General features: G+C 27.7%; 30 protein-coding genes and 1 riboswitch. Of the genes, 1 reads left to right on the top strand and 29 read right to left on the bottom strand.

Translation table 11 applies throughout. The features are described from left to right. Positions 1-5 precede the first annotated feature (5 nt). From O212_RS0107715 to O212_RS0107595, 25 genes are all read right to left on the bottom strand, one after another. Positions 6-965: a DUF4003 family protein gene (locus O212_RS0107715; protein ID WP_024614543.1), complete on the bottom strand. Its 960-nt coding sequence runs from the start codon at positions 963-965 to the stop codon at positions 6-8. 130 nt (positions 966-1095) lie between these two features. Continuing rightward, positions 1096-1911, bottom strand: a complete 816-nt coding sequence (locus O212_RS0107710; RefSeq protein WP_024614542.1) for an acetyl-CoA carboxylase carboxyltransferase subunit alpha — start codon at positions 1909-1911, stop codon at positions 1096-1098. Continuing rightward, positions 1904-2773, bottom strand: a complete 870-nt coding sequence (accD, locus tag O212_RS0107705; RefSeq protein ID WP_024614541.1) for an acetyl-CoA carboxylase, carboxyltransferase subunit beta — start codon at positions 2771-2773, stop codon at positions 1904-1906. The genes O212_RS0107710 and accD overlap by 8 nt, the downstream gene beginning before the upstream one ends. After that, positions 2766-4118, bottom strand: a complete 1353-nt coding sequence (locus O212_RS0107700; RefSeq protein WP_024614540.1) for an acetyl-CoA carboxylase biotin carboxylase subunit — start codon at positions 4116-4118, stop codon at positions 2766-2768. Before O212_RS0107700 ends, accD begins: the two co-directional genes overlap by 8 nt. A gap of 9 nt (positions 4119-4127) precedes the next feature. After that, complete coding sequence (fabZ, locus tag O212_RS0107695; protein ID WP_024614539.1) at positions 4128-4550, bottom strand: 3-hydroxyacyl-ACP dehydratase FabZ; 423 nt, start codon at positions 4548-4550, stop codon at positions 4128-4130. Position 4551: 1 nt separating this feature from the next. Further along, the gene (gene accB / locus O212_RS0107690; protein ID WP_024614538.1) at positions 4552-5046 is read right to left on the bottom strand and encodes an acetyl-CoA carboxylase biotin carboxyl carrier protein; all 495 of its coding nucleotides are present in this window, start codon (positions 5044-5046) and stop codon (positions 4552-4554) included. Between the two features lie 11 nt (positions 5047-5057). Beyond that, positions 5058-6296: a beta-ketoacyl-ACP synthase II gene (gene fabF, locus O212_RS0107685; RefSeq protein ID WP_024614537.1), complete on the bottom strand. Its 1239-nt coding sequence runs from the start codon at positions 6294-6296 to the stop codon at positions 5058-5060. A gap of 13 nt (positions 6297-6309) precedes the next feature. Then, positions 6310-7050 carry a 3-oxoacyl-[acyl-carrier-protein] reductase gene (gene fabG, locus O212_RS0107680; protein ID WP_024614536.1) on the bottom strand — a complete coding sequence of 247 codons (741 nt, stop codon included), beginning with the start codon at positions 7048-7050 and terminating at the stop codon, positions 6310-6312. A 13-nt stretch (positions 7051-7063) separates the two neighbouring features. After that, positions 7064-8005 (bottom strand): ACP S-malonyltransferase, encoded by a 942-nt coding sequence (gene fabD / locus O212_RS0107675; protein WP_024614535.1) that lies wholly within the window; start codon positions 8003-8005, stop codon positions 7064-7066. Beyond that, positions 7998-8936 carry an enoyl-[acyl-carrier-protein] reductase FabK gene (gene fabK / locus O212_RS0107670; protein ID WP_024614534.1) on the bottom strand — a complete coding sequence of 313 codons (939 nt, stop codon included), beginning with the start codon at positions 8934-8936 and terminating at the stop codon, positions 7998-8000. Before fabK ends, fabD begins: the two co-directional genes overlap by 8 nt. A gap of 155 nt (positions 8937-9091) precedes the next feature. Further along, a complete protein-coding gene (locus tag O212_RS0107665; RefSeq protein WP_024614533.1) occupies positions 9092-9316 on the bottom strand; it encodes an acyl carrier protein in 225 nt (74 codons plus the stop codon). 76 nt (positions 9317-9392) lie between these two features. Continuing rightward, positions 9393-10370 carry a beta-ketoacyl-ACP synthase III gene (locus tag O212_RS0107660; protein WP_024614532.1) on the bottom strand — a complete coding sequence of 326 codons (978 nt, stop codon included), beginning with the start codon at positions 10368-10370 and terminating at the stop codon, positions 9393-9395. Between the two features lie 10 nt (positions 10371-10380). Then, entirely contained in the window at positions 10381-10830 is a 450-nt protein-coding gene (locus tag O212_RS0107655) for a MarR family transcriptional regulator (RefSeq protein WP_024614531.1), read from the bottom strand. Between the two features lie 212 nt (positions 10831-11042). Next, positions 11043-11870, bottom strand: a complete 828-nt coding sequence (locus O212_RS0107650) for an MBL fold metallo-hydrolase (protein WP_024614530.1) — start codon at positions 11868-11870, stop codon at positions 11043-11045. A gap of 22 nt (positions 11871-11892) precedes the next feature. Next, on the bottom strand, positions 11893-12237 hold the full coding sequence (locus O212_RS0107645; protein ID WP_024614529.1) for a tetratricopeptide repeat protein: 345 nt from the start codon (positions 12235-12237) through the stop codon (positions 11893-11895). Positions 12238-12320: 83 nt separating this feature from the next. Next, positions 12321-13025 (bottom strand): response regulator transcription factor, encoded by a 705-nt coding sequence (locus O212_RS0107640; protein ID WP_024614528.1) that lies wholly within the window; start codon positions 13023-13025, stop codon positions 12321-12323. Then, positions 13000-15708, bottom strand: a complete 2709-nt coding sequence (locus O212_RS0107635) for a sensor histidine kinase KdpD (protein ID WP_024614527.1) — start codon at positions 15706-15708, stop codon at positions 13000-13002. Before O212_RS0107635 ends, O212_RS0107640 begins: the two co-directional genes overlap by 26 nt. A gap of 19 nt (positions 15709-15727) precedes the next feature. Beyond that, on the bottom strand, positions 15728-16318 hold the full coding sequence (gene kdpC, locus O212_RS0107630; RefSeq protein WP_024614526.1) for a potassium-transporting ATPase subunit KdpC: 591 nt from the start codon (positions 16316-16318) through the stop codon (positions 15728-15730). A 13-nt stretch (positions 16319-16331) separates the two neighbouring features. Continuing rightward, positions 16332-18395, bottom strand: coding sequence for a potassium-transporting ATPase subunit KdpB (kdpB, locus tag O212_RS0107625; protein WP_024614525.1), 2064 nt, complete (start codon positions 18393-18395; stop codon positions 16332-16334). 15 nt (positions 18396-18410) lie between these two features. Further along, positions 18411-20150: a potassium-transporting ATPase subunit KdpA gene (gene kdpA / locus O212_RS0107620; RefSeq protein ID WP_024614524.1), complete on the bottom strand. Its 1740-nt coding sequence runs from the start codon at positions 20148-20150 to the stop codon at positions 18411-18413. Continuing rightward, positions 20143-20235, bottom strand: a complete 93-nt coding sequence (kdpF, locus tag O212_RS16410) for a K(+)-transporting ATPase subunit F (RefSeq protein ID WP_081705820.1) — start codon at positions 20233-20235, stop codon at positions 20143-20145. The genes kdpA and kdpF overlap by 8 nt, the downstream gene beginning before the upstream one ends. Before the next feature lie 185 nt (positions 20236-20420). Then, positions 20421-21815: an NCS2 family permease gene (locus O212_RS0107610; RefSeq protein WP_024614523.1), complete on the bottom strand. Its 1395-nt coding sequence runs from the start codon at positions 21813-21815 to the stop codon at positions 20421-20423. An 85-nt stretch (positions 21816-21900) separates the two neighbouring features. After that, a riboswitch (purine riboswitch) is annotated at positions 21901-22002 on the bottom strand. Between the two features lie 42 nt (positions 22003-22044). Continuing rightward, positions 22045-22461 (bottom strand): DUF3592 domain-containing protein, encoded by a 417-nt coding sequence (locus O212_RS0107605; protein ID WP_024614522.1) that lies wholly within the window; start codon positions 22459-22461, stop codon positions 22045-22047. Positions 22462-22577: 116 nt separating this feature from the next. After that, entirely contained in the window at positions 22578-23450 is an 873-nt protein-coding gene (locus O212_RS0107600) for an NAD-dependent epimerase/dehydratase family protein (RefSeq protein WP_029699246.1), read from the bottom strand. Positions 23451-23630: 180 nt separating this feature from the next. Further along, positions 23631-23867, bottom strand: coding sequence for a hypothetical protein (locus tag O212_RS0107595; protein WP_024614521.1), 237 nt, complete (start codon positions 23865-23867; stop codon positions 23631-23633). A gap of 153 nt (positions 23868-24020) precedes the next feature. Between O212_RS0107595 and O212_RS17030 the strand changes: the two genes are divergently transcribed. Beyond that, the gene (locus O212_RS17030; protein ID WP_278244695.1) at positions 24021-24152 is read left to right on the top strand and encodes a hypothetical protein; all 132 of its coding nucleotides are present in this window, start codon (positions 24021-24023) and stop codon (positions 24150-24152) included. A gap of 83 nt (positions 24153-24235) precedes the next feature. Here the strand turns inward: O212_RS17030 and O212_RS0107585 are convergent, their stop codons facing one another. The 4 genes from O212_RS0107585 to O212_RS0107570 all read right to left on the bottom strand — a co-directional run bounded on the left by O212_RS0107585 (position 24236) and on the right by O212_RS0107570 (position 26170). After that, entirely contained in the window at positions 24236-24445 is a 210-nt protein-coding gene (locus O212_RS0107585) for a hypothetical protein (protein WP_024614520.1), read from the bottom strand. Between the two features lie 79 nt (positions 24446-24524). Beyond that, positions 24525-25289 carry a peroxide stress protein YaaA gene (gene yaaA / locus O212_RS0107580; protein ID WP_024614519.1) on the bottom strand — a complete coding sequence of 255 codons (765 nt, stop codon included), beginning with the start codon at positions 25287-25289 and terminating at the stop codon, positions 24525-24527. Positions 25290-25301: 12 nt separating this feature from the next. Beyond that, complete coding sequence (locus O212_RS0107575; protein ID WP_024614518.1) at positions 25302-25961, bottom strand: hypothetical protein; 660 nt, start codon at positions 25959-25961, stop codon at positions 25302-25304. A gap of 5 nt (positions 25962-25966) precedes the next feature. Beyond that, complete coding sequence (locus tag O212_RS0107570; protein ID WP_024614517.1) at positions 25967-26170, bottom strand: helix-turn-helix transcriptional regulator; 204 nt, start codon at positions 26168-26170, stop codon at positions 25967-25969. Between the last annotated feature and the right edge of the window lie 16 nt (positions 26171-26186).

Genomic DNA, 26186 nt, shown 5'->3' with positions numbered 1-26186 from the left:
TACTTTTATAAAATAATCGAAAAAACTATATATTCTTCAATTAAGTATATAAGGTCATCTTCTTCCATAGTATCAACATCTATTATATCACCTTTAATATATTCTAAGTACCTCATAAGTGTAATACTTAAAGAAATTTTTAAAATAGTATTATCAGTTAATCCAGTAGTTTTAAAATTATCCTCTTCAATTAACATGTTGTATATATCACATACACCTTTTGAAAATACATCAGCATTTTTTACAAAACTTGATGCTAGTCCTAAGAAAAGATATATGCTATCATCTATACAATTATATTTATCTATTAAATTGCATCTTATTTTCAAAGCTTTTTCTATTTTGCTTTCAAGCTTCGTATTTGTGACAAGTAATGCTAAATAAAATAAATTTAAGTTTTCAACCTCTTTTAAACTTATACTACTTAGTTTTGAATCTATATATTCAATACCTTCTATTAGTTTATCAAAATTTTTATATTCAATACCTAAATACGCATAGGACAAATAATCATCTTTTTTGAAAAAATTATAATTTGTCTCAATTAATTTTTCTTTTACAGTAAGCAATTTATTCAAGACTTCTTCAAGTTCATCTTCATCAAATTTCTTTGCTAACAAAAGTGATGTATATAAAGTATTTTTGTTATCCAAAAACCCTCTATCTACCAATAGTTCATTTATATATTTGACATTTTGAAAAACTTTCTCGTAATCTTTTCTATTGCTCATAAGAATAGAGAAAACATTCTTAAACTCACCTCTGAATTTAGAATTAAATTTAGTGTTTTTCATAACATACTTTCTTATACTTTTAATATTTTTTTCATCAAGTTCAAAACCTGCCTCATTTCCTATTAAAGCACCTAAGAAATTAATTTCTTTCTTATCCCACTTAAAATTTTTCTTTAATTCATTAGTAAGATCAATAAAAATTCTTACTTTCTCTTTCAGCTCAATATCCATTTCATCATCCTCATAAAATTATTTATATAATTATATATTATTTCTAATATAATCTCAATGTCAATAATATGTATTAAATTTTAAAAAGAATTAGAATAAATAAATTTACTCTAATTCTCATAAAAAAACACTATATAAGATTACCATATGATCTAAATTTATCATATCTTCTTTTTATAAGTTCTTCTTTGTCTAGTTTTTTAAGTATTTCAAGTTCTGTAAGTATAGCTTTTTTAAAGCTATTTACAGTTCTTTGAGGATTTTTATGTGCTCCTCCATTAGGCTCTTTTATAATAAAATCTATTACTTTAAAATCTTTCAAATCTTGAGCTGTAATTTTCATAACTTCTGCTGCTTCTTCTGCTCTATTTGCATCCTTCCATAAAATTGATGCAAAACCTTCTGGTGACAAAATAGAATAAATTGAATGTTCAAGCATTCCAACTGAATCAGAAACTGCAAGTGCTATAGCACCTCCACTTCCACCTTCCCCTGTAATTACAGAAATTATAGGTGTTTTTAACTTACTCATTTCAAAGAGATTAATAGCAATAGCTGATCCTTGACCTCTCTCTTCTGCATCAACTCCACAAAAAGCTCCTGGAGTATCAACTAAACAAATAACAGGTCTATTAAATTTTTCTGCCTGTTTCATAAGTCTAAGTGCCTTTCTATAACCTTCTGGCTTTGGCATTCCAAAATTTCTCTCTATATTTTCTTTTGTGTTTTCGCCTTTAGTTATAGATATAACAGTAACTGGAGTTCCACCTATTTCAGCAATTCCACCTACTATAGCCTTATCATCTCCAAAATTTCTATCACCATGAAGCTCTATAAAATCATCAAACATATTTTCTATATAAAACTTTCCTGTAGGTCTATCTTTATGTCTTGCAATAGATACTTTATCCCATGCTTTCATATTTTTTGCCATTCTTCTATTCATAGCTTTTCACCCCATGTAGCTTTAATATTTTATATACATATGTTCTTAAATCTTTTCTATCTATTATTTTATCTATAAATCCTTTTTCTAATAAAAATTCTGCTTTTTGAAAATCATCAGGCAATGTTTCTTTTATAGTATTTTCTATTACTCTTCTTCCTGCAAAACCAATTAAAGCGTTAGGTTCACTTAAGATTATATCACCTTCCATAGCAAAACTTGCAGTAACTCCACCTGTTGTAGGATCTGTAATTACTGTTATATATAAAAGTCCTGCATCACTTAATTTTGCTAAAGCAGCACTTACTTTAGCCATTTGCATAAGAGAAAAAATACCTTCTTGCATTCTTGCTCCACCTGATGTTGTAAAAATTATAACTGGAAGATTATTATCTATTGCATATTCAATCATCCTTGTTAATTTTTCACCAACAACAGTTCCCATACTTCCCATCATAAAGAAACTATCCATAATTCCAGCACAAATTTTTATTCCATTTACAAGACCTACTCCTGTAACTACAGCTTCTCTGCTATCTGTTCTAACTTTAGCACTAGCTAATTTTTTATCATATCCTTCAAAATCTAAAGGATTTTTTGTTTTTAAATTTCTATCAAATTCTTTAAAAGAACCTTTATCAAAAAACATTTCTATTCTTTCACTAGCTTTAAGTCTAAAGTGATGATTACACTTTGGACAAACATGCTTATTATTTACAAGATCTTCATGATATATTATTGAGTGACAAGATTCACATTTAGTCCACATTCCTGAAGGAATATTAGGTTTTAAACTATCTTCTATATTTACTTTTTTTATAGTTCCATAACTTTTTTTCTTGCTAAATAAATCCTTAAGCATCTTTCTTCACCATCTTATTTCCTAAAAATCCAGTATCATATTCGCCTTTTATTACTTCTTCCATTTCTAAAAGTGAATATTGAAATTCAATATTAGTTTTAACTCCTCCAATTCCAAATTCACTTAGAGCTCTTTTCATTCTAATTATTGCATCTTCTCTTGTTTTCCCATAAGCAATAAGTTTTGCAAGCATTGAATCATAACAATGTGGTATTTTATAACCACAATATATTGCTGAATCAAGTCTTATTCCTAAACCTCCTGGTATATAAAGTTCATCTATAAGACCAGGACAAGGTCTAAAATCATTTTCTGGATCTTCAGCATTTATTCTACATTCAATTGCATGACCTTTTATCTTTATATCTTCTTGCTTAAATGATAGTTTTTCACCACTAGCTATTTTTATTTGCTCTTTTAAAAGATCTATTCCTGTAACCATTTCTGTTACTGGATGTTCAACTTGTATTCTAGTATTCATTTCCATAAAGTAATAATTATTATTTTTATCAACTAAAAATTCAATAGTTCCAGCATTTTTATAGTTACAAGCTTTAGCCGCCCTTTTTGCAACTTCACCCATTTCAGTTCTAAGTTTTTCTGTTAAAATTGATGATGGAGCCTCTTCTAAAACCTTTTGATTTTTTCTTTGAAGAGAACATTCTCTTTCACCTAAATGAACTACATTTCCATATTCATCAGCTAATATTTGAAACTCTATATGTCTTGGTTTTTCAATGAATTTTTCAATATATAATGTATCATCACCAAAACAAGCTAATGATTCAGCTTTTGCAGTATTATAACCCTTTTTAAATTCTTCATTATTAAAGGCTATTCTTATACCTTTTCCGCCACCACCAGCTGCTGCTTTTATCATAACAGGATATCCTATATTTTTTGCAATATTTAAAGCATGTTCCTCATCTTTTATAATACCTTCAAAACCTGGTACTACTGGTACATCAGCTAATTTCATAAGTTCTCTTGCTTTAGCTTTATTACCCATAAGTTCAATAGATGTATAATCAGGTCCGATAAATTTTATATTACATTCTTTACACATCTTAGCAAATTTAGAGTTTTCTGAAAGAAACCCAAACCCTGGGTGAATAGCATCTGCTCCTGTAAGTACACATGCACTTAATATATTAGTTATATTTAAATAACTATCTTTTGCAGGATATGGTCCAATGCATATAGCTTCATCTGCAAGTTGCGCATGAAGTGCTTCCTTATCAACTTCTGAATATACAGCCACTGTTGAAATTCCAAGTTCTCTACAAGCTCTTATTATTCTAACTGCTATTTCGCCTCTATTTGCAATTAATATTTTCTTAAACATAAATTTCACCTATCCTATAGCAAACATTATTTCTGCTTCACATACTTTCTTGCCATCTACTTTAGCAACACCCTTTCCTATTCCTACTGGTCCTCTAAGTTTTATTATTTCACAAGTTAATTCTAATTTATCTCCTGGCACTACTTTTTGTCTAAATCTAACTTTATCAGCACCAGCAAATAGTGGAATTTTGCCCTTAAATTCTTCCTTTTTTAAAATAGCAACAGCTCCAACTTGAGCTATAGCTTCAAGTATTAAAACACCTGGCATTACAGGCTCTTCTGGAAAGTGTCCTTGAAAAAACTGTTCATTTGCAGTTATATTTTTATAACCACTTACCTTTACCCCTTCCTCTAATTCAGTTATTCTATCTACTAATAAGAATGGATATCTATGTGGTAATATTTCTTTTATCTCTTTTATTCCTAACATTTTATGCACCTTCCTTTATTTTAAATAATGGAGTTCCGTATTCAACCATATCTCCATCCTTAACTAAAATTTCTACTACTTCGCCTTTAAAATCACTTTCTATTTCATTCATAAGCTTCATAGCTTCTATAATGCATAGAGTGTCTCCTACATTTATTTTATCTCCTACATTTACAAAACTATCGCTATCTGGTGATGGAGATGCATAAAATGTTCCAACCATCGGTGATTTAACTATAGTCCCTTTAATTTCTATATTTTCAACTAATTCTTCTTTTTCTTCTTTTATTTTCTCTTCTTTAATTTCTATATCATTAACTTTATTTAAAACTTCTTTATTAATAGTATCTTTTTTAACTTCTCTTACTTCTTCATTTAAATTCCTTGTTAAAGATTTATCCATCTTTAATAAAAAGTCTCCTTCTTTAAATTCAAAGTAAGAAAGATCAGAACTATTTATAAGCTCTATAAGTTCTTTTACCTCATTAATATTCATAAAAAAGCCTCCTATTTTTCGTCCCACTTTTTAAATAATAGTGTTGCATTATGTCCTCCAAATCCTAATGAATTTGTTAAAGCATAATTAACCTCATGGCTTCTTCCTTCATTTGGAACATAATCTAAATCACAATCTTCATCTTTATTTTCATACCCTATTGTTGGTGGTACAAAATTATCTATTATTGATTCTATACAAATTATAGATTCAATAGCACCAGCAGCTCCTAAAAGATGACCTGTCATTGACTTAGTTGATGATACTGGAATTTTATATGCATCATCTTTAAATGTTCTTTTTATAGCAATTGTTTCAAATTTATCATTAAAAGGTGTTGATGTACCATGTGCATTTATATATGATACTTCATTAGGATTTATATTAGCTTCATTTATAGCTTGAAGCATTGCACGTGAAGCTCCTTCGCCCTCTGGATCTGGTGATGTTATATGATAAGCATCACATGTACTACCATACCCAACAACTTCTGCTAATATTTTAGCTCCTCTTTTTTCAGCTGATTCTAAGCTTTCTAAAACTAATATTCCAGCTCCCTCACCCATTACAAAGCCACTTCTATTTTTATCAAAAGGTATTGATGATTTTCTTGGATCATTTGAAGAATTAAGTGCTTTAAGACTAGCAAATCCTTCAATTCCTATTTTAGTTATAGGTGCTTCAACTCCACCTGCTAATATACAATCTGCATATCCATGCTTTATTTGTCTAAAAGCTTCCCCAATACTATTTGTTCCTGTTGCACAAGCTGTTACAATTGATGTTGATGGTCCTTTTAGTCCATATTTTATAGATATATTTCCTGCAGCCATATTTATAATTGCCATTGGTATAAAAAATGGTGAAACTCTTTTAGATCCTGTTGCCATTTTAGTTATTTCAGTTTCTATAGTTTGGAATCCTCCAATACCTGAACCAACAAGAACTCCTATTCTATTTTTATCCATATTATCTAATTCTAATCCCGCTGATTTTATTGCTTCATCAGCTGCAACTAAAGCAAACTGTGAAAATCTATCTAATCTCTTACTTTCTTTTTTCCCAAGTGATTCTGCAGCATCAAAATTTTTAACTTCTCCTGCAACTTTTACACTTACTTCATCTTTATTTACTAAAGTTACAAAATCTATTCCAAGTTTTCCACTCTTTGCATTATTCCAAAATTCATTTACATTATTTCCAATAGGAGTAATTGCTCCCATTCCTGTAACTACAACTCTTCTTTCCATAAACTTTTCTCCTTTACATTACCATTCCGCCATCAACATTTAAAACTTGACCAGTTATATATGAAGCTTCATCTGATACTAAAAAAGCAACAGCATTTGCAACATCTTCTGGATTTCCAAGTCTTTTAAGTGGTATGCTCTTCTTAGTTTCTTCTTTAAATTTCTCACCTAGAACTTCTGTCATATCAGTATCTATAAATCCAGGTGCAACAGCATTTACTGTTATTCCACGACTTCCCACTTCTTTAGCTAATGATTTAGTCATTCCTATAACTCCAGCTTTTGATGCCGCATAGTTTACTTGACCTGCGTTTCCAACTAATCCAACAACAGATGAAAGATTAATTATTTTTCCTTCTTTTTGTCTTACCATTATTGGTGTTATAGATTTTAAACAATTAAATACACCTTTTAAATTAACATCAATAACTTTATCAAAATCTTCTTCTTTCATTCTAAGAATAAGAGTATCTCTCGTTATTCCAGCATTATTTATCATAATATCTATTTTTCCAAACTTTTCTTTTACCTCTTTAAGCATTTCTAAAACAGCTTTACTATCACTTATATCACATTTATATAAAGTTGCATTAACACCCATAGCTAATATTTCTTCTTGTACCTTGAATGCCTCTTCATCATTGCTTCTATAATTTAAAACTATATTAGCACCAAGTGATGCAAGTTTCTTGGCTATAGCCTTTCCTATTCCTCTTGAAGCCCCTGTAACTACGGCACATTTATCTTTTAACAACATAAAAAACCTCCTATATTCCCTTTATTTTACTTATTGTTTCATTCAATGATTCCATATCAAAAACATTATAGACTTTAGCTTTTCTATCAATTTTTTTAACAAATCCTTTTAAAGCTTTTCCTGGACCTACTTCTATAAAAGTATTAACTCCTTTGTCTAACATGTCTCTAATTATTTTTTCAAATAATACTGCACTTCTTATATGCTTACTTAATAATTCCTTTAAATTATCTCCTTCTTTAAAAGGAGCCCCTAATGTGTTTGAATAAATTACTTTATCAAACTCTTTAAATTCAACTTTATTTAATTCTTCTAAAAACTTTTTACTTGCATCTTCAAGTAATGAACTATGAAATGGTCCACTTACATTTAATTTAACTCCCATACCACCAAGTTCTTTTGCTATTTTTATAGATTCATCTATAGCCTTATCTTCTCCAGATACAACAACTTGACCTGGACAATTATAGTTAGCTCCTTCAATCATTCCAAAATCTGAAGCTCTATTTAATAACTCATTTATTTTTTCATTATTTAATTTAAGTATTGCAGCCATACTTCCAAGTCCTTTTGGAAGTGAACTTCCCATTATTTTTCCTCTTTCACGAACAAGCTTTAATCCATCTTCAAACCCTAAAGCTCCTCCATATATTAGTGCTCCATACTCACCAAGAGAAAGACCTGTTGTATAATATCCTGATATTCCATTAATATCTAAAGCCTTAATAGCTGCTAAAGATGTTAAAAGTATTGCTGGCTGAGCATTTTCTGTTAATTTAAGTTCTTCTTCTTGGCCATTAAAGATTAATTCTTTAATGTTCATATCCAATACTTCTTGACCTTCATCAAAAATTTTTTTACATTCTTCAATATTTTCGTATAAATCTTTTCCCATTCCTATATATTGAGATCCTTGCCCAACAAATAATATAGCAATATTTTTACTACTCATATAATCCTCCAAAATCATTTATTACAAAACTTGCACCATTTATTAAGTCTTCTATTATTTCTCTACAAGTTTCTTCTTTATTTACTAATCCGGCAATTTGACCTGCCATTACTGACCCATTAACAACATCACCTTCTTTTGCTGCTTTTGGAAGAGAACCTTTGCCAAGTTCTTCTAAGTCATTTGCAGAAGCACCGCTTTTCTCAAGCTTTTGGAATTCTCTTGATAATTTATTTTTTATTACTCTAACTGGATGTCCTGTTGGTCTTCCTGTTACCTCTGTATCTATATCTTTTGCTTTTAATACTTTTTCTTTATAGTTTTTATGAACTGTACATTCTTTGGCAACTAAGAACCTAGTTCCTATTTGAACTCCAGAAGCTCCAAGCATAAATGATGCTGCAACTCCTCTTCCATCTCCAATTCCTCCAGCTGCTATTACAGGTATTTTAACTGCATCAACAATTTGTGGTATTAAAGCCATTGTTGTTAATTGGCCAACATGACCACCTGATTCAGTACCTTCTGCAACAATCATATCGGCTCCCATTTTTTCCATTCTCTTTGCAAGTGCAACTGATGCAACTACAGGAATAACTTTTATTCCATTTTCCTTCCACATTTCCATGTACTTACCTGGACTACCAGCACCTGTTGTTACTACAGGAACTTTTTCTTCACATACAAGTTTTGCTACTTCTTCAACATGTGGTGACATAAGCATTATATTTACACCAAATGGTTTATTAGTTGCCTTTTTAACTTTTCTTATTTCTTCTCTTATCCACTCAACAGGTGCTGTACCTGTTATAATTCCAAGCCCTCCTGCTTCACTAACAGCTGCTGCAAGTGATGCATCAGCTATCCAAGCCATACCTCCTTGTAATACTGGATATTTTATATCTAACATTTCACAAACTCTATTACTCATTAAGTTTCCTCCTAAATTCACTTATATAATTAAACTTCTTCTCTATATAAGTAAAATCGGGTTCTATTTTAAAGAGCCCGATTTTTGGTTATTATAGCTATTCTGTTAACTCTAATTAAAACTATTATGAGCAACAGATGAAAGATGCTTAAAGATTAGTTGTTTTTCATTTTTTCAACATATTCTACTGCGTCTTTTATGCTCTTAATGCTTTCAGCATCTTCTAATTGGATACCAAACTTTTCTTCTATTTCTATTACAACTTGGAATAAATCTAATGAATCTGCTCCTAAATCTTCAAAAGTTGTTTCCATTGTTACTTCACTTTCATCTACTCCTAATTGATCACAAACTACTTCTCTAATTTCTTCAAATATCATAATATAATACCTCCATGATTTACGAATTTATTTTATTTTTCTAAATTTCTATTTATATTAAAGCTTTTTTTGCTTTTTACCATTTAATTAATGTAGCTCCACAAGTTAAGCCACCACCAAAACCTACTAATACTATTAAATCACCAGGCTTTAATTTATTTTCATTATATAACTGAGCTAAAGCCATAGGTACAGATGCTGATGATGTATTACCTAATTTTGAAAGATTAGTATAAAATTTTTCAATAGGTAATTTAAGTTTTTTAGCTGCATAATCTATTATTCTTAAATTAGCTTGGTGTGGAATTACATAATTTATATCTTCTAAAGTATATCCAGTATCTTTTAAAACATTCTTTACTGAATCAACCATAGCTTTTGTTGCAAATCTAAATACTTCTCTTCCATTCATAGATACATATTTACTCTTTGTTTCTTCTTTTAATACAAAAGGACTTCTAACATCATTTGCACCACAAAGTAATGCATCTCCATTTTCTCCTTCTGATATTGAATAAGTATTTATTATTCCACTTTCTGAATCATTTAAACTTTCTATAACACATGCACCTGCTCCATCTCCAAATAATACACATGTACTTCTATCAGTCCAATCTACTATTTTTGAAAGCGTTTCAGCACCTATTATAAGAGCATTTTTATATCTTCCTGTTTTTAATAAACTTTCTCCAACTTCTAGAGCATATATAAATCCAGTACATGCTGCATTTATATCAAAAGCTGTTGCATTCTTTGCATTAAGTTCCTTTTGAAGTATGCAAGCTACTGATGGAGTAAAATAATCTGGTGTTATAGTTGCAACTATTATTAAATCTAATTCTTCACCTTTAACAGCTGCATCTTTTAGTGCTAATTTTGCTGCTTTATATGCAATACTTGAAGTATCTTCACCATCTGAAATTCTTCTCTCACATATTCCTGTTCTATCAACTATCCATTCATTGTTAGTATCAACTAATTTACTTAAATCATCATTAGTTACTATTCTAGATGGAACATATGAACCTACTCCTTTAATCTTTACTTTATTCATTATTATCTCCTTAATTACAGTTATACTCCTTTTTGAAAAACTCATTTAATCTTTCTAATGAAGAAATCAAAACTTTTTCTTCTGAATCTGATAGCCCTTCTATAGTTTTATTAATCATATCATTATGGAACTTTTCATGTAATCTAAATGCTAGTTTTCCCTTTTTAGTAAGTTTTATTAAAACTACTCTTCTATCTTCTTCTATTCTTTTTCTTTCAACATATCCTTTTTTAATTAACTTATTTATAGCTGTTGTTAAAGTACCAACTGTTATCTTTAAGTCTTGTGCAACTTCTGACATAGTTCTTTCACTATACATTCCTATAGCATCTATAGTATGTACTTCTGTAACTGATAAGTCATTAAGCACACCTTGCTTTAAAGCTTGTTCTTCAATTTGAAGTATGTCATTAAAAATCTGTACTAATAATTCATTTAATATTTGTTTTTTCTTATCCATCTTAATCCTCCATTTATCTGTCCGTATAAATACTACTATAATAATTTTCTTTTATTATTTCAATGGAGTCAAATATTTTTTATGTCAAATGTTTTGATAATCAAAATATAATACAATCAAACTATTTTGTCAACAAAGTATTTTGTATTTTCCATAAAATAATCCAATTTTTTTATAAATTTTACTTTACCAAAAAAGAAAAAAACAGTATACTAATAAAAATATACTGTTCCTGTAATCCCTTTAATTACCTCGTGTCCCAATGACTTTAAAATAATATTTATATCTTCTCCACTGCAATGACAAAAAGAAAAATTTTTTATATTAAAATTTTTAAATTTTTTTGCTACTTCTAAATTTTCTTCATATGATTTTTTTGAAAGATGTATTCCTCCAATTAAATTATCAATATTTTTATTCAAAAATTCTTCTGCCTTATTAATTATATTTAATATTCCTGTATGTGAACAACCAGTTATTAATGTTACTTTATCGGAATTTTTTATTAATATAAGCTCCTCATTGAAATTATCTAAAATATAATTATCGTTATATACCCTAATTAAAGAATCTAACTTATTATAATCTTTTATTTCTTCTTTCTCAGAAAGATTGGATAATAAATAAATATTTTCTCCTATACTAAGCTTATCTTTAACTTCTATAACTTCTATTCCTTTATTAACTATATCTTCATAATTAAAATTTGTTCCTATATATTTATTTTCCCCATTTGTTATATGCCACTTATTGCTTCTTTTAAAAAAGTTAGCTCCTACTATTATTTTGCCATTAAAACCATCATTTATAAAATAATTTAATCCTCCTGCATGATCATAATGTGCATGACTTAAAATGATATAATCTATATCCTTTGTTTTAAATCCTAGTTTTTTAAAATTATATAAAGATTTATCTGATTGTCCACTATCAAATAATATTTTCAATTTATTTGTTTCTATAAAATAACATAATCCATGTTCATTTTTTAAATTTTTATCTTCACCTAAATTATTTTCTATAGCTGTGTTTATTTTCATAATTTTTTCTCCTAAATTTAAATTATCCTAAATCAATATTATATATACCACTATTATACATAACAGTTCTTTTTAAATTATTATCGGCAGGTTCATAAGTTGGGTCTAATGATAAAGCTGCCCTATAATATTTTTTAGCTAATTGCTTATTTCCTAAACACTCTTCTATAACACCAAGTAAATTATAAACTTTTACATTACTACTATTTATTATAAAAGCCTCTTTCAATGAAAGTTTTGCATTATAATAATCTTTATGAATAATAAAATTCCTTGCCTCTTCTATATAATATTCTTCTTTATCTAAACATTTTTCAAGCTCAATTCTAATATTATTTTCATCATCAACTATTAATATTTTTTTCATTACTTATACAACCTCCAAGCTTTAATATAAAATGTCATGTAACATTATTCTTTTTCTTTAAGTTGCACAATTTATTTTATATACTATAACTCATCATTATATATGCGAATTAATCTATATCCAACTCCAACATGAGTTTGTATATAATTTGAATTATCAGAACTTTTACCTATTTTCTTTCTTAATGTTGCCATAAATACTCTTAATGAAGGTATATCACTTTCAAGTGTACTTCCCCATATTTCCTTTAATATATAAGTATGAGTAATAACTTTCCCTACATTTTTAGAAAGTAAACATAATAACTTATATTCAATAGGAGTAAGGTGTATTTCATTATTATTGTTATATACACATCTTGACACATAATCTATTTTTAAGCTGCCATTTATAAATTCTATATTTTCTACAGATTTATTATCATAAACCATCTTTCTTATAGAAACTCTAATTCTTGCTAATAACTCATCTATACTAAAAGGTTTAGTTAAATAGTCGTCTGCTCCTAGATCTAATGCTTCTATTTTATCTCTATCATCACTTCTTGCACTAACTACAATAATTGGACAATTAGACCATCCCCTTATTTTCTTTATAATATCTACACCATCTAAATCAGGTAATCCCAAATCTAAAATAATTATATCTGGTCTTTTTGATATAGATGATAATATAGCTTGCTCTCCATTTTCAGCAGTAAAACAATTATATGAATTAGCTTCTAAAGTTGCACTTATAAAATTTCTTATAGCTTTATCATCCTCAACAACTAAAATTGATGTTTTCATTTTTATTTACCTCCACCTTATTTAAAGAAAATCCTATAATAGTACCAGATGGTTTATTTGGTTTCACATATATTTCTCCATCATGTGCATTCACAATAGACTTGCATAATGCTAAACCTAATCCTAAACCTCTACGGCTATCTCCCGTTTTATTATTAGCTGTATAAAACATATCAAAAATATGATCTCGATCTTGTTTTTTTATTCCTTTCCCATTATCTAAGATTTCTATTATAGCTTTATCATTTCTAACAAAAGATCTTATCTTAATAAACGATCCTCTTTCTGTATATTTTATTGCATTATCTACAATATTTATTATTACTTGAATAATTAACCTAATATCTACATCTACCATTAATAAATCATTTTTAATTTCAACTTCTATATTATGCTCATTAATCTTTCTATTTACATGACTAATTGCTTCCTCAATTATATCTTCTACAAGATTAGGTTCTTTATTTAATCTAACAGAACCATTATCTAATCTTGAAGCAGATAAAAGATTTTCAACTAAATTAATAAGCCAAAGCGAATCATCATAAATATCTGTTATCAGTCTTTTCTTTGTTTCCTCATCAAAGTTATTATTTAAAATCGAACTTGCACTTCCAGATATACTTGTAAGCGGTGTTCTAAGATCATGAGAAACTGCTCTTAATAAATTCGCTCTAAATCTTTCATTTTCAGCCTCCATTAATGTTTTTTTTCTCTCTTCATTTAAAATATACTTTTCTATTGCAAAAGAAATTTGATTTAAAAGGGCTGTACAAAGAGATTTTTCTAAGTTATCTAATTCTTCCCCATCTGAAATTACTATCCCAACAACAGCCATAACATTTTCTTTTCTAAGAAGAGGAATATATATTGCCCTTGCCCCAGGAAGAGTATCAGTTAAAGCTCCTGCTCTCTTTTTATTTTTAATAACCCAACTAACTACAGCTTGTTCTGAAGTTCCTATATATTCCTTTTCAAGTTCTTTTCCATTTTCAAATTTATAATTATATATTTTTTCTATTTTTTCATACTTTGATTTATATATAATTACTGGTTTTTTTAATAATTTATATAACTGCATTTGAGATTTTAAAATTATATCATCTAAATCTTCACTTCTTTCAAGTTCTATACTTGCATCTAACAATACACTTGTTCTATAAGCTGTTACAGCAGAAACTTTTGCTTGTGACTTAACCCTAGTGGTTAAAGTACTTGTAATAAAAGCAGCTACTAACATTATAAAAAATGTAACTATATATCCAGGGTCATATGCTTCAAATGTAAATTTCGGATCTGTAAAGAAAAAATTAAATAATAAAACGCTTAAAAGTGATGATACCGCACCATATATTCTCCCATTAGTTTGACTTGATATTATCAATACACCAAGTATAAACACAGTTATTGTATTTGCTTCACTAAATCCTACATAATTAAATATTGAACTTATTAAAATCGATACTAATAATATTGCTATTGTTTTTAATAAGTCTTGTGATGATAACTTTATCTTTTTAAAATATTTCTTTTTTGATAAATGCTCATCATAGTTTCTATCTGGAATTACATAAACATCTAAATTAGGAGCCAATTCAATTAATTTATCTACGAAACCTAATTTTGTTCCAAATAATATTCTTTTACGCTTAGTCCTTCCAACTATAACTTTAGATATACCACTAACTTTAGAAAACTCAGCAACTTGATATGGAATATCATCACCATAAACAGTTTCTACAGAAGCACCAAATTCCTCTGCTAACTTTAAATTATCTCTAAGTCTTTGTATATTTTCATCACTTAAATCTTCTGTATTTATAGTTTCAACAAAAAGTGCAATTAATTCTCCATGAAAAGCTTCAGACATTCTTGCAGCTGTTCTAATAACCTTTGCATTTGATGGTGAAGAACTTAAACATACTAATATTCTTTCAGTTACACAATATTTTTCCGTATTATTTTTATTTATATATATTTCTTTATTAACTCTATTTGCAGTTTGCCTTAAAGCAATTTCTCTTAATGCAACTAAATTTTCTCTTTTAAAAAAATTTTTCAACGCTTTTTTAGCTTGATTTTTTTTATATATTTTTCCACTTTCCAATCTGTTTATAAGATCAGCCGGTTCTATATCTATTAATTCAACTTGATTTGCATCATTGAAAATTCTATCTGGAACCCTTTCATTAACTACAACATGAGTAATTGATGCAACTATATCGTTTAAACTTTCTAGATGCTGAACATTAATAGTTGTATAAACATCTATTCCAGCATCTAACAACTCTTCAATATCCCTATATCTTTTTTTATGCCTTAATCCAAAAGCATTTGTATGAGCAAGTTCATCAACAATAATTAGCTTTGGATTTCTTTTTATTGCTCTATCTAAATCAAATTCTTTTAATGTTATTCCTCTATGATAAACTTTTAGGGCTGGAATAATCTCCAAGCCCTTTAAAAGTTCTAATGTTTCAGGCCTTGTATGTGGTTCCACATAACCAACAACAACATCTATCCCCAATTTTTTAGCCTCTTGTGCCGCCTCTAGCATTGCAAATGTTTTTCCAACACCTGCAGCATAACCAAAAAATATTTTTAAATTTCCTTTTTTCTTATTTGTATTTTCAATATTAATTTCTTTTAACAACTCGTCTGGATTCGGACGAATTTCTGACATATTTAAAATCACCTCATTATTAAAGTATTCCATCAAGAGCAAGATTTACTTTTAAAACATTTACTCTTTCTTCTCCAAATATACCTAAAAATCTACCTGTTGTATACTTATCTATTACTTTTTTAACCTCTTCTTTGCTTAAATTTCTTTCATTTGAAATTCTATCAACTTGATACTCCGCCGCTTTAACAGATATATGAGGATCTAATCCACTACCAGATACAGTTACTAAATCAACTGGAATAGGTTCATTACTTTTTGTTTTATTAGATTCCTTAATTTTATTTACTCTATCCCTTATTAAGTTCTCATATTCTTTACTTGCTGGACTTAAATTCGATGGAGTAGCATACATAAGTTCTTTACCATTCGTATCTTTAAATGTTTTAATATCAATATTCATAATTCTTCCCCATAAATATTTATCATCTGTAAATTGTTGTGCTAATAATTCACTTCCATATTTTTTGCCATTTACATCTATGATACTACCATTTGCCTTATTTTGGAATAATATTTGTGATATACCAGTTATAAAAACCGGATATATAATTCCACATAATATTGTGAAAAATAATATAAACATGGTTGCTTTTTTTATATACTTCATATAATAATTCCTCCTAAACCAATCCAAATAAAGTTATTAAAACATCTATAATTTTTATCGCTATAAATGGAATTATTATACCTCCAATTCCATATACCAAAAGATTTTTTGATAAAAGCTTACTTGCTTTAACTTCTTTATATTTAACCCCCTTAAGTGCAAGAGGAATAAGTGCAATAATAATTAATGCATTATAAATAACAGCTGAATATATAGCACTTTCTGGACTATTTAATTTCATAATATTAAGTTTTGAAAGTTCAGGATATAGGCCTATAAATAAAGGTGGAATTATAGCAAAATACTTTGCTAAATCATTTGCTATACTAAATGTTGTAAGTGCCCCCCTAGTCATAAGTAATTGCTTACCTATACGAACAATTTCTATTAATTTTGTTGGTGATGAATCTAAATCAACCATATTTCCAGCTTCTTTAGCTGCTTGTGTACCAGTATTCATAGCAACGGCTACATCTGCTTGTGCAAGAGCTGGTGCATCATTTGTTCCATCTCCTGTCATCGCAACTAAATGTCCTTTACTTTGGAAATCTCTAATCATTTGAAGCTTTCCTTCAGGAGTTGCTTCTGCTAAAAAATCATCTACACCAGCTTCTGCTGCTATAGCTGCAGCTGTAAGTGGATTATCACCAGTAATCATAATAGTCTTTATTCCCATCTTTCTAAGATCCGAAAATTTTTCTTTTACTCCTTTTTTAACTATATCCTTCAAATGAATTATTCCTAAAACTTTACCATTTTTAGCGACAACAAGAGGTGTTCCACCAAGCTTGGCTATTTCTTTAACCTTATTTTCACACTCATTAGAAAATATCTGATTATTCTCTAATGCATATTTCTTTATTGCATCAGCCGCTCCTTTTCTAATTTCATTACCATTAAAGTTAATTCCACTCATTCTAGTTTTAGCTGTAAAAGGGATAAAAGTCACATTTAATTCAGATATATTTCTTCCTCTTATTCCAAATTGATCCTTTGCTAAAATAACTATACTTCTTCCTTCTGGAGTTTCATCTGCAAGAGATGATAATTGAGCAGCATCAGCAAGTTCTTTGATATTAACTCCATCAACAGGAATAAATTCACTAGCTTGTCTGTTTCCTAATGTTATAGTTCCAGTTTTATCAAGCATTAATATATCAACATCTCCTGCTGCTTCTATTGCTCTTCCACTCATTGCAAGTACATTAGCTCTATTAAGTCTGCTCATACCTGCAATACCTATTGATGATAACAATGCTCCAATAGTTGTTGGTGCAAGACAAACTAGCAATGCTAAAAGTGATGTTACTGAAATTTTATTTACAATTCCTGCTTGATTAGATATAAAATCAGAATAAGCATACAAAGATACTGTAACAACTAAAAAAATCATACTGAGAGATACTAACAATATTTGAAGTGCAATTTCATTTGGTGTCTTTTTTCTTGATGCTCCTTCAACCATTGATATCATTTTATCCATGAAACTTTCTCCCGGATTATTACTTACCCTAATTATTATCCAATCTGAAATTACTGTAGTTCCTCCTGTTACTGCACTTCTATCACCACCACTTTCACGAATAACTGGAGCTGATTCACCTGTTATTGCACTTTCATCAACAGATGCTGCACCTTCTATAACATCCCCATCAGCTGGTATTTGTTCACCAGCTGATACTATAATAATATCTCCTTTTTTAAGATCTATTGAATTTACCTTTTCTATATTATTTTTATTTGCTATATCTAAAATTTTATTTGCTAATACATCTTTTTTAGTTGAACGCATAGCATCAGCTTGAGCTTTTCCTCTACCTTCTGCAATAGCTTCTGCAAAGTTAGCAAATATAACTGTAAACCAAAGTAATATTGTTATTCCTAATATAAAACTTGATTTATTATCTTGTATTCCAAACAATGATGCTATATATAATATAGTTGTTAATATTGATGATACATAAACTATAAACATAACTGGATTTTTTATTTGAATTTTAGGATTTAGCTTTTTAAATGAATCTTTTATAGCTCTTTTTATAATTTCATTATTAATTAATGATCCATCATGTTTCATATATATTCCCCCTTACTACCCAATCATTTGAAAAAATTCAGCTATTGGTCCTAAAGAAAGTGCTGGAAAAAAGCTTAAAGCTCCAACTAAAAGCACCACAAAAATTAATAGACCAATAAATAATGCATTATGTGTTGGTAATGTTCCAGAACTTATTGCAAGTTTCTTTTTACTAGATAAAGACCCTGCTATAGCTAATACTGCAATCATTGGTACAAAACGTACAAATAACATAACTACTCCTGTTGTTATATTTATAAATGGAGTATTTGATAAAAATCCAGCAAATGTAGATCCATTATTTCCTCCTGCTGATGAATAAGCATATAATAATTCTGAAAATCCATGTGCTCCAGAATTAGTTAAGCTTTTTGAAACTTCAGGAAATACTGAAGCCAATCCACTACTAATAAGAATAGCTAGAGGTGTTGCTAAACAAACAATCATAGCCATTTTCATTTCATATGGCTCTATTTTTTTACCTAAATATTCTGGAGTTCTTCCAACCATTAGTCCTGCAATAAATACTGTAATAATCGCAAATGCTATCATCCCATATAATCCACATCCTACTCCACCAAAAACTACTTCTCCAATTTGCATTAAAAGCATAGTTATCATACCTCCAATAGGAGTATAACTATCGTGCATTGAATTTACTGAACCATTTGATGCAGCTGTTGTAAATGCTGCCCATGTACTTGAAGAAGCAATTCCAAATCTAGTTTCCTTTCCTTCCATATTTCCACCTGCTTGTCCTATAGCTGATATATCAACAGCTCCTCCTTGAGCTAATTGTGGTGTACCATTTGCTTCACTTATAGCAATGACTCCTAGTGCTACTATAAGAATAATCGACATTGAAATAAATATTGCTATTCCTTGCTTTTTATCTTTTATATTTCTTCCAAATGTGAAACATAATGCAGCAGGAATTAGTAATATAGAAATCATTTCTATCATATTAGAAAATGGTGTAGGATTTTCTAATGGATGTGCTGAATTAGTCCCAAAAAATCCACCTCCATTTGTACCTAATTGCTTTATAGCAACTTGACTTGCTGCAGGACCCTGAGGAACTATTTGTTCTGTTATAAGAGTTCCATCTTCTAAAACAATAGGTTCCACTAATTGAACTTTTTCATAAGCTGAAAAATTTTGAATAACTCCTTGAGATGCTATAAGTATAGATACTAATATAGACAAAGGTAATAAAATATATAAAATGCTCCTTGTTAAATCAACCCAAAAATTTCCCAATCCTTTTTCCTTAGCTTTAGTAAATCCTCTTATTAATGCAAATAATACTGTAATGCCAGTAGCTGCAGATAGAAAATTTTGAACAGTAAAACCTAACATCTGTGTTAAATAGCTTAATGTACTTTCCCCGGAGTACGCTTGCCAATTTGTATTGGTTACAAAGCTTGCAGTTGTATTAAATGCTAAATCTAAAGACGTTCCTTTTACACCTTCTGGATTTAATGGCAGAACACCTTGTAACATATTAAATACAAATAATAATATAAAGCCTAATGCATTAAATGCAATTATTGATATAGCATACTTTTTCCAATTCATTTCTTCTCTTTTATTTACTTTGAAAATCTTATATATAAAACTTTCAATAGGTCTCAATATTTTTGATAAAAATACTTTTTCTCCATTCATAACTTTGCCAATATAATTTCCTAAAGGAATGGCTAATACTAATAAAATTACAAAATATAATATATATTGTAGTATTTGATTACTCATTTTTATCACCTCTTAATAAAACATAACAAAGATATACAAAAAGCAATAATATAACTGCTCCTATAAAACTAATAATAAATTTCATATAATAACTCCCCCTTTTTTTAATTATTATATTTAAAAAAACATTAAGATGGCGTTAAGGTTGTTTCTCTAACATTAAGATTGTATAAAGATTTTAAATAAAAAAAGCTACCACTAAAGTTAATTAGTAGTAGCTTAAAATTTATATAAAATAAAAGCACCTAGAAATTCTAGATGCTAAAAATTTTAATCTGGCATTAAAATAAATCTCAATATAAATAATATTGCGAATATGTATAAAAGTTTATGAACTTCTTTTCCTTTTCCTGTCACAACTTTAACTATTGGATAAAAAATCATTCCAACAGCAATACCATTAGCTATTGAATATGTAAAAGGCATCATAGCTATTGTGAAAAAAGCTGGTACTGCTTCTGTAAAATCTGAAAAATCTATTTCTTTAACTGCACTCATCATTAAAATACCAACTATAACCAAAGCTGGTGCTGTAGCACTTTGTGGAACTACTCCAACAAGACCACTAAAAAATAATGATAATATAAGCATAATACTTACAATTACATTTGATAAACCAGTTCTAGCTCCTGCTGCAATTCCTGAAGCTGATTCAACTACTGTTGCAAGAGTTGTAGTTCCAAGTATTGCTCCACAAGTTGTTCCAAGAGCATCTGAAGCTAATGCTTTTCTTAAATTTTTAACTTCTCCATCAGCTTCAACCATACCTGAACTCTGTGCTGTTCCAAGTAAAGTTCCTATTGTATCAAAAAGATCTACTAAGCTTAAAGTTATTACAACCATAAACACTGTAAGTAAAGCGCCTATTATACCGCCTCCATTACTTGTAAGTAGTCCTTTTAAATCCATAGCAAAAAATGTATCTCCAATTACAGGCATTGAAAATATGTGCATTCCTGTAAGATTTGTAACTCCCATTGGTATTCCTATTAATGTTGTTATAATTATTGATATTAAAAGTGCTCCTGTAACATTTCTTGCCATTAATACAACACTTATAACTAATCCTATTATAGTTAAAATAACAGCTTTATTAGTAAAATCTCCAAATGCCATTAAAGTACCTGGATTTGCAACTACAATGCCTCCACTCTTTAAACCTATTAAAGCTATAAAAAGTCCTATACCTGCTGTTATTGCAAATTTTAAATTTTTTGGAATAGCCTGTACAATCTTTTCTCTTATTGATGTTAAAGTAATAATTATAAATAAAATTCCTGAAATAAATACTGCTGCTAATCCTTCTTGCCAACTAAACCCTAGTTTTAAGCAAATATTATATGCAAAAAATGATACCAATCCTAATCCTGGCGCTAAAACAAATGGTAAATTAGCATGAAATGCCATAATTAATGTTCCAACAGCAGCTGCTATACAAACAGATGCAAATGCTGATGCAATAATTGGGTCCTGAGCCATAGTAAGATTCGCTGCTGCATCTCCTTTAAGTCCTAAAGAATTCATTCCTCCAACTTTTAAGATGTTAGGAATTACAAGTAAAGCATAAGCAAAAGTTACGAATGTAGTTAATCCACCAATTACTTCTCTCTTTACATTTGTCTTATTTTCTTTAAGCTTAAAGACTTTTTCTAAAAAGTTCTTCATTTAGGTTCCTCCCTTAAGTTTATCTTCCTTTAAAAACAAAAAAACTAGCTAGGTTTAAAAGGTAAACCAATGCTAGTTAAGATAAACTTCATTAAGATTTACCCATAGTGAAAAGATTAATGGTCTTTTCGTAGAAACTTCTGAACCTTATTATCAGATTTATATGGGTTTTCGTTTTATTTTTTATAATTATACACAAAATCACTTAACTAATCAATGTCAATATTTTCTAAAGTATATGCAATGTAAAGGCAAATGAAAAAAACAATATAGATAATATTAATAATATCAATGGAAATCTAAAAAACTCCATTTTTTCATCAACATAAAAATCATTTTTATTTTTTTTATTACAAACTATAGTAATATCTTCCCCAACAACATAATCTTTTATACTTCCTGGATTATTATGAACAAATACAACATCTTCTCCTTCTTTGCTTGTAAATCTAATTACAGGCCTATATAATGTTATAAAATTTACTTGATTAAACTCATCAATAATTGCTTCATCAAACTTTTTTAAATCTATTATCTTACCAATAATTCTCTCTCCACTTTTGTAAACGTTATACTTAATTATGAGAATAGTAATACCAGATATAACTAATAAAATACCAATTAATAATAATACATATACCTCCATTAAGCTCCCTCCTTAAGTAAATATATAATTTGGCTTAATATAATATATGATTACTATTATTTTTTAGTGAAAAAAAGGGCTAATAAAAACTATTAGCCCTTTTTGTGTTTAATATACTAAACATTATATGATTTTATAATATCTTTTATTTCTGAATGAATATTTTTAAATCTATAACCACCAAGCTCCATAATATTCATAATATTAACTGTAAGACCTAAATATTTATTATATGGTGATGTATCAATGTTATCTGTTTTATTATCAATTAAAGCTTTAGTATTAATTTCTTCCTCAATACATTCAATGATTTCTTTTAAGTTTATTTCACCACTACATGATGCATTTATAGGTCCATATATATCTTTATTGTAAAGCCATGCTAAAAATATACCTGCTTCGCTTTGTGTTATTAAATTCATCTTTTCATTTATTTTTGTTGAATATATTTTTTCTTTATTTTTTATTTTTTTGAAATACTTAAAAAGTCTTCCTGTATAATCATCTTTTCCTATAACTACTGGAAATCTTACTGATACAACTTTAAAACTAGCATTTTGATACATATATGATTCCATTTGTCTTTTTCCTTCAGCATATGAAAAATCATTTTCTTCACCCATTATAACTTTATATTTTTTAGGATCAAACTCTCTTTCATTTAACATATATCCTTTTTTATAAACTGCTACTGATGACACAACTATATATTTATTAGTTTTTCCTTCTAAAACTTTACACATTCTTAAAGCATCATTTGAACTATATGATATAGTATCATATACTACATCAAAAAATTTTCCTTCAAGAGCTTCTCTTAAAACCTTTACATCCATTTTATCAATAATTAATCTTTTAACTTTATCACCAAACTCATCTCTCCTTTTTCCCCTAGTTGCTATTGTTATATTATGTCCATTAATTATAAGTTCTTTTACAAGTTCCTTGCCTAAAAATCTTGTCCCACCAAAAACTAATATTCTCCCCATAAAAATTTTCCTTTCATAATTAATATAACAATAATTATCTTATTATAATTATATGATACTACATATGTATATATTATCCAATTTTGAATTATATAAAAAAATTAGCATTATTATATGTATTAATTATATTTTTATAAACATTAATAATACATATAAATAATGCTGCTTTTTTTAATTATGTTATATTCCTATTATATACTTTATTGCTATAATAAAGCTTATAAATATTATAAAAGGAACTAAAATTACAGAAATAAGCATATACTTACTTCCTTTTTTATTAATTTCTCTCACCTTTTCATCATCATTTTCTCTTTTTGAAACATTAAAAGTCCTAATAGCCTTAATAAAAAATATTATCATTATAACAATTAAAATTGCATCTAATAATCCAAATCCTAACATTGAAATTAACATTATATCACTTCCTTTTTTCTATATATAAAGTGCTATTATATAAATATTATCATATTTTCTATATTTAGTTTATATAGAATTTCTTAAAAATATAGTTAATTATTTTTTATTATTGTAAAATGATACTAGAAAATAAATTTTAGGAGGTTTAATATGAGTCCAATATTTTACTTTATAATTGCGGTTCCTCTAATATTTGTAATTATATTATTAATATATAATATTAAGAGAATTAAAAAATCTAGAGATGAAGCTATAAATAAGAAAAATAATTTTAATAAATAAATTTTACATAAATATATTATAAAAGCTAAATAATAAACTCCTAAATTATAGTTTATTATTTAGCTCTCATCTCTTTTAATATATTAAAATGCTCTAAATATCATTATTCCAGTTAAAATTAAACTTATTGGAACTAATGCTATTGATATCATCATATATTTCTTTGCTTTCTTTCCTTCAACTTCTAAATCGCCATCATTTTCAACTGCTTTTTTAAATATACTTGAAGCTTTAAAAAACAATAATAACATTGCTATTATAATAACTACGTTAACTACAATTAAATATTGCACAAAAACTCCTCCTTTGTTTTTTAAAAGATATTTCTATTTTATCACATTTATAAATCATTTAAAGTTATTTTTATTTTAACTAAATAGTAAAAACTAATTCAGACTCATTACTTAAATCTTCCCTATAAATATATCCTTCTTCATTAAACCTTTTTAAACCTTCTATGTCTTCTATTTTATTTTTCATTATATAACTTGCCATAAGACCTCTAGCCCTTTTTGCATGTACAGTTACAACTTTATATTTTCCATTTTTAAATTCCTTAAATATAGGTGTTATAACTTTTATTTTATCCATTTTATTAATTTTTGCTGCCTTTGAATATTCATTTGAAGCTAAATTAACTAATATATCACTTTCTGTATTCTTTATATCTTCTAATAGGATGTCTTTTATTTTATCTTCCCAATAAGAATATAAAGATTTATGGTTATAAATATTAAGTTTAGTTCCCATTTCTAATCTATAAGTATATATTTGATCTAATGGTCTTAAAACTCCATAAAGACCTGATAAAACTCTTAAATGAGTATTTGCATATTCTAAGTCTTCTTTTGAATAGCTTTCAATATCAAGCCCCCTAAAAGCTTCTCCATCGAATCCTAATATACATGGAAATAATTCTTCTTTATTATCTATACTAAATTTATGTATTTTCAAAAATGTATCCTCTGTAAGTTTTTCTGATATTTTCATAAGTGATGATAATTCATAAGGGTCAAGTTCCTTAAGTCTGTTATTTAACTCTACTGCCTCATCTTTAAAGCGTACATCTGTTAATTCTATATTATAATTCAATTTTTTGTTTTCAATTTTTTTAGCTGGTGATAAAATTACTAACATATTCTCTCCTTTTTATTGTGCTTCCTTATCTGAATTTTCAGTTGATATTTTTACTAATAAATTCATTGTAAAGTAAAATGGAATTCCCCACACTAATGCATACAATAAAATAGACAGGATTAATTTAAAATTAAATTGAAATCTTTCTATTTTATCTAAATTCATTAATATACCAAAAACAAGTGCACCTATTACATAATTTATTTTTTGATTTTTTATATCTTTTTTAGGCTTAACAAGTGTCCCTTTTTTTACATAATTATAAGTAGCGTAAATACTTGGAACAAACCATATTAAACTACTATAAATTATATTACTAAAATTTTTAAATACAAAAACTAATATAAATTGTAAAAAAATAGTTAAATATACTCCAATATTAAAAGCTTGTGATATAAATTTATTTTTAAATTCTATAATTGCTTCATCATTACATTTTTTAAATAAATATTTTAAATTTATTCCTAAAAATAAAAATCTTAAAATTATATAGCTATTACATACAAGTAAAATAACTAATGCTATTCCAAACCCTGGAAATTTTATATTTTTATTAAATAAACTTAATCCTACAACTATAATAGCAAATAATTGCATTAATATATATGGTCTTACATTAATTAATTCACTCTTTTTTTCTATTCTTTCATCATTTGAATAATTAAATTTCATAGCCTCTATTCCTCCCAAAATAACTCATCTAAAGTTTTATTAAGCTCCTTACATATAGAAACACATAATTTTATAGTTGGATTATATTTTCCAGATTCTATCATACTTATAGTTTGACGTGTTACACCAACTAAGTTTGCTAAATCTTCTTGTGATAAATCTTTCTCTATTCTTGCAATTTTCATTCTTTTATTTTTCTTATTTTCCATATTAATCCTCCTATAT

Source organism: Clostridium sp. Ade.TY (assembly GCF_000498355.1).
GTDB lineage: Bacteria > Bacillota > Clostridia > Clostridiales > Clostridiaceae > Clostridium.
This window is presented reverse-complemented; position numbering and strand designations above follow the sequence as displayed.

Coding starts and splice junctions, on each gene's coding strand:
- fabK (WP_024614534.1), bottom strand. CDS start 8,936: ATGAGTAATAGAGTTTGTGAAATGTTAGATATAAAATATCCAGTATTA.
- O212_RS0107650 (WP_024614530.1), bottom strand. CDS start 11,870: ATGAAAATAAACACAGCTATAGAAAATAATTTAGGTGAAGATAAAAAT.
- fabZ (WP_024614539.1), bottom strand. CDS start 4,550: ATGTTAGGAATAAAAGAGATAAAAGAAATATTACCACATAGATATCCA.
- O212_RS0107640 (WP_024614528.1), bottom strand. CDS start 13,025: ATGAAAACATCAATTTTAGTTGTTGAGGATGATAAAGCTATAAGAAAT.
- O212_RS0107570 (WP_024614517.1), bottom strand. CDS start 26,170: ATGGAAAATAAGAAAAATAAAAGAATGAAAATTGCAAGAATAGAGAAA.
- O212_RS17030 (WP_278244695.1), top strand. CDS start 24,021: ATGAGTCCAATATTTTACTTTATAATTGCGGTTCCTCTAATATTTGTA.
- O212_RS0107715 (WP_024614543.1), bottom strand. CDS start 965: ATGGATATTGAGCTGAAAGAGAAAGTAAGAATTTTTATTGATCTTACT.
- accB (WP_024614538.1), bottom strand. CDS start 5,046: ATGAATATTAATGAGGTAAAAGAACTTATAGAGCTTATAAATAGTTCT.
- O212_RS0107600 (WP_029699246.1), bottom strand. CDS start 23,450: ATGGGGAGAATATTAGTTTTTGGTGGGACAAGATTTTTAGGCAAGGAA.
- O212_RS0107700 (WP_024614540.1), bottom strand. CDS start 4,118: ATGTTTAAGAAAATATTAATTGCAAATAGAGGCGAAATAGCAGTTAGA.
- accD (WP_024614541.1), bottom strand. CDS start 2,773: ATGCTTAAGGATTTATTTAGCAAGAAAAAAAGTTATGGAACTATAAAA.
- kdpC (WP_024614526.1), bottom strand. CDS start 16,318: ATGAAGTATATAAAAAAAGCAACCATGTTTATATTATTTTTCACAATA.
- O212_RS0107645 (WP_024614529.1), bottom strand. CDS start 12,237: ATGAAAAAAATATTAATAGTTGATGATGAAAATAATATTAGAATTGAG.
- O212_RS0107605 (WP_024614522.1), bottom strand. CDS start 22,461: ATGGAGGTATATGTATTATTATTAATTGGTATTTTATTAGTTATATCT.
- yaaA (WP_024614519.1), bottom strand. CDS start 25,289: ATGTTAGTAATTTTATCACCAGCTAAAAAAATTGAAAACAAAAAATTG.
- O212_RS0107665 (WP_024614533.1), bottom strand. CDS start 9,316: ATGATATTTGAAGAAATTAGAGAAGTAGTTTGTGATCAATTAGGAGTA.
- O212_RS0107575 (WP_024614518.1), bottom strand. CDS start 25,961: ATGAAATTTAATTATTCAAATGATGAAAGAATAGAAAAAAAGAGTGAA.
- O212_RS0107610 (WP_024614523.1), bottom strand. CDS start 21,815: ATGAAGAACTTTTTAGAAAAAGTCTTTAAGCTTAAAGAAAATAAGACA.
- O212_RS0107595 (WP_024614521.1), bottom strand. CDS start 23,867: ATGTTAATTTCAATGTTAGGATTTGGATTATTAGATGCAATTTTAATT.
- O212_RS0107655 (WP_024614531.1), bottom strand. CDS start 10,830: ATGGATAAGAAAAAACAAATATTAAATGAATTATTAGTACAGATTTTT.
- O212_RS0107660 (WP_024614532.1), bottom strand. CDS start 10,370: ATGAATAAAGTAAAGATTAAAGGAGTAGGTTCATATGTTCCATCTAGA.
- kdpA (WP_024614524.1), bottom strand. CDS start 20,150: ATGAGTAATCAAATACTACAATATATATTATATTTTGTAATTTTATTA.
- kdpB (WP_024614525.1), bottom strand. CDS start 18,395: ATGAAACATGATGGATCATTAATTAATAATGAAATTATAAAAAGAGCT.
- fabF (WP_024614537.1), bottom strand. CDS start 6,296: ATGGAAAGAAGAGTTGTAGTTACAGGAATGGGAGCAATTACTCCTATT.
- kdpF (WP_081705820.1), bottom strand. CDS start 20,235: ATGAAATTTATTATTAGTTTTATAGGAGCAGTTATATTATTGCTTTTT.
- O212_RS0107710 (WP_024614542.1), bottom strand. CDS start 1,911: ATGAATAGAAGAATGGCAAAAAATATGAAAGCATGGGATAAAGTATCT.
- O212_RS0107635 (WP_024614527.1), bottom strand. CDS start 15,708: ATGTCAGAAATTCGTCCGAATCCAGACGAGTTGTTAAAAGAAATTAAT.
- fabD (WP_024614535.1), bottom strand. CDS start 8,005: ATGAGTAGTAAAAATATTGCTATATTATTTGTTGGGCAAGGATCTCAA.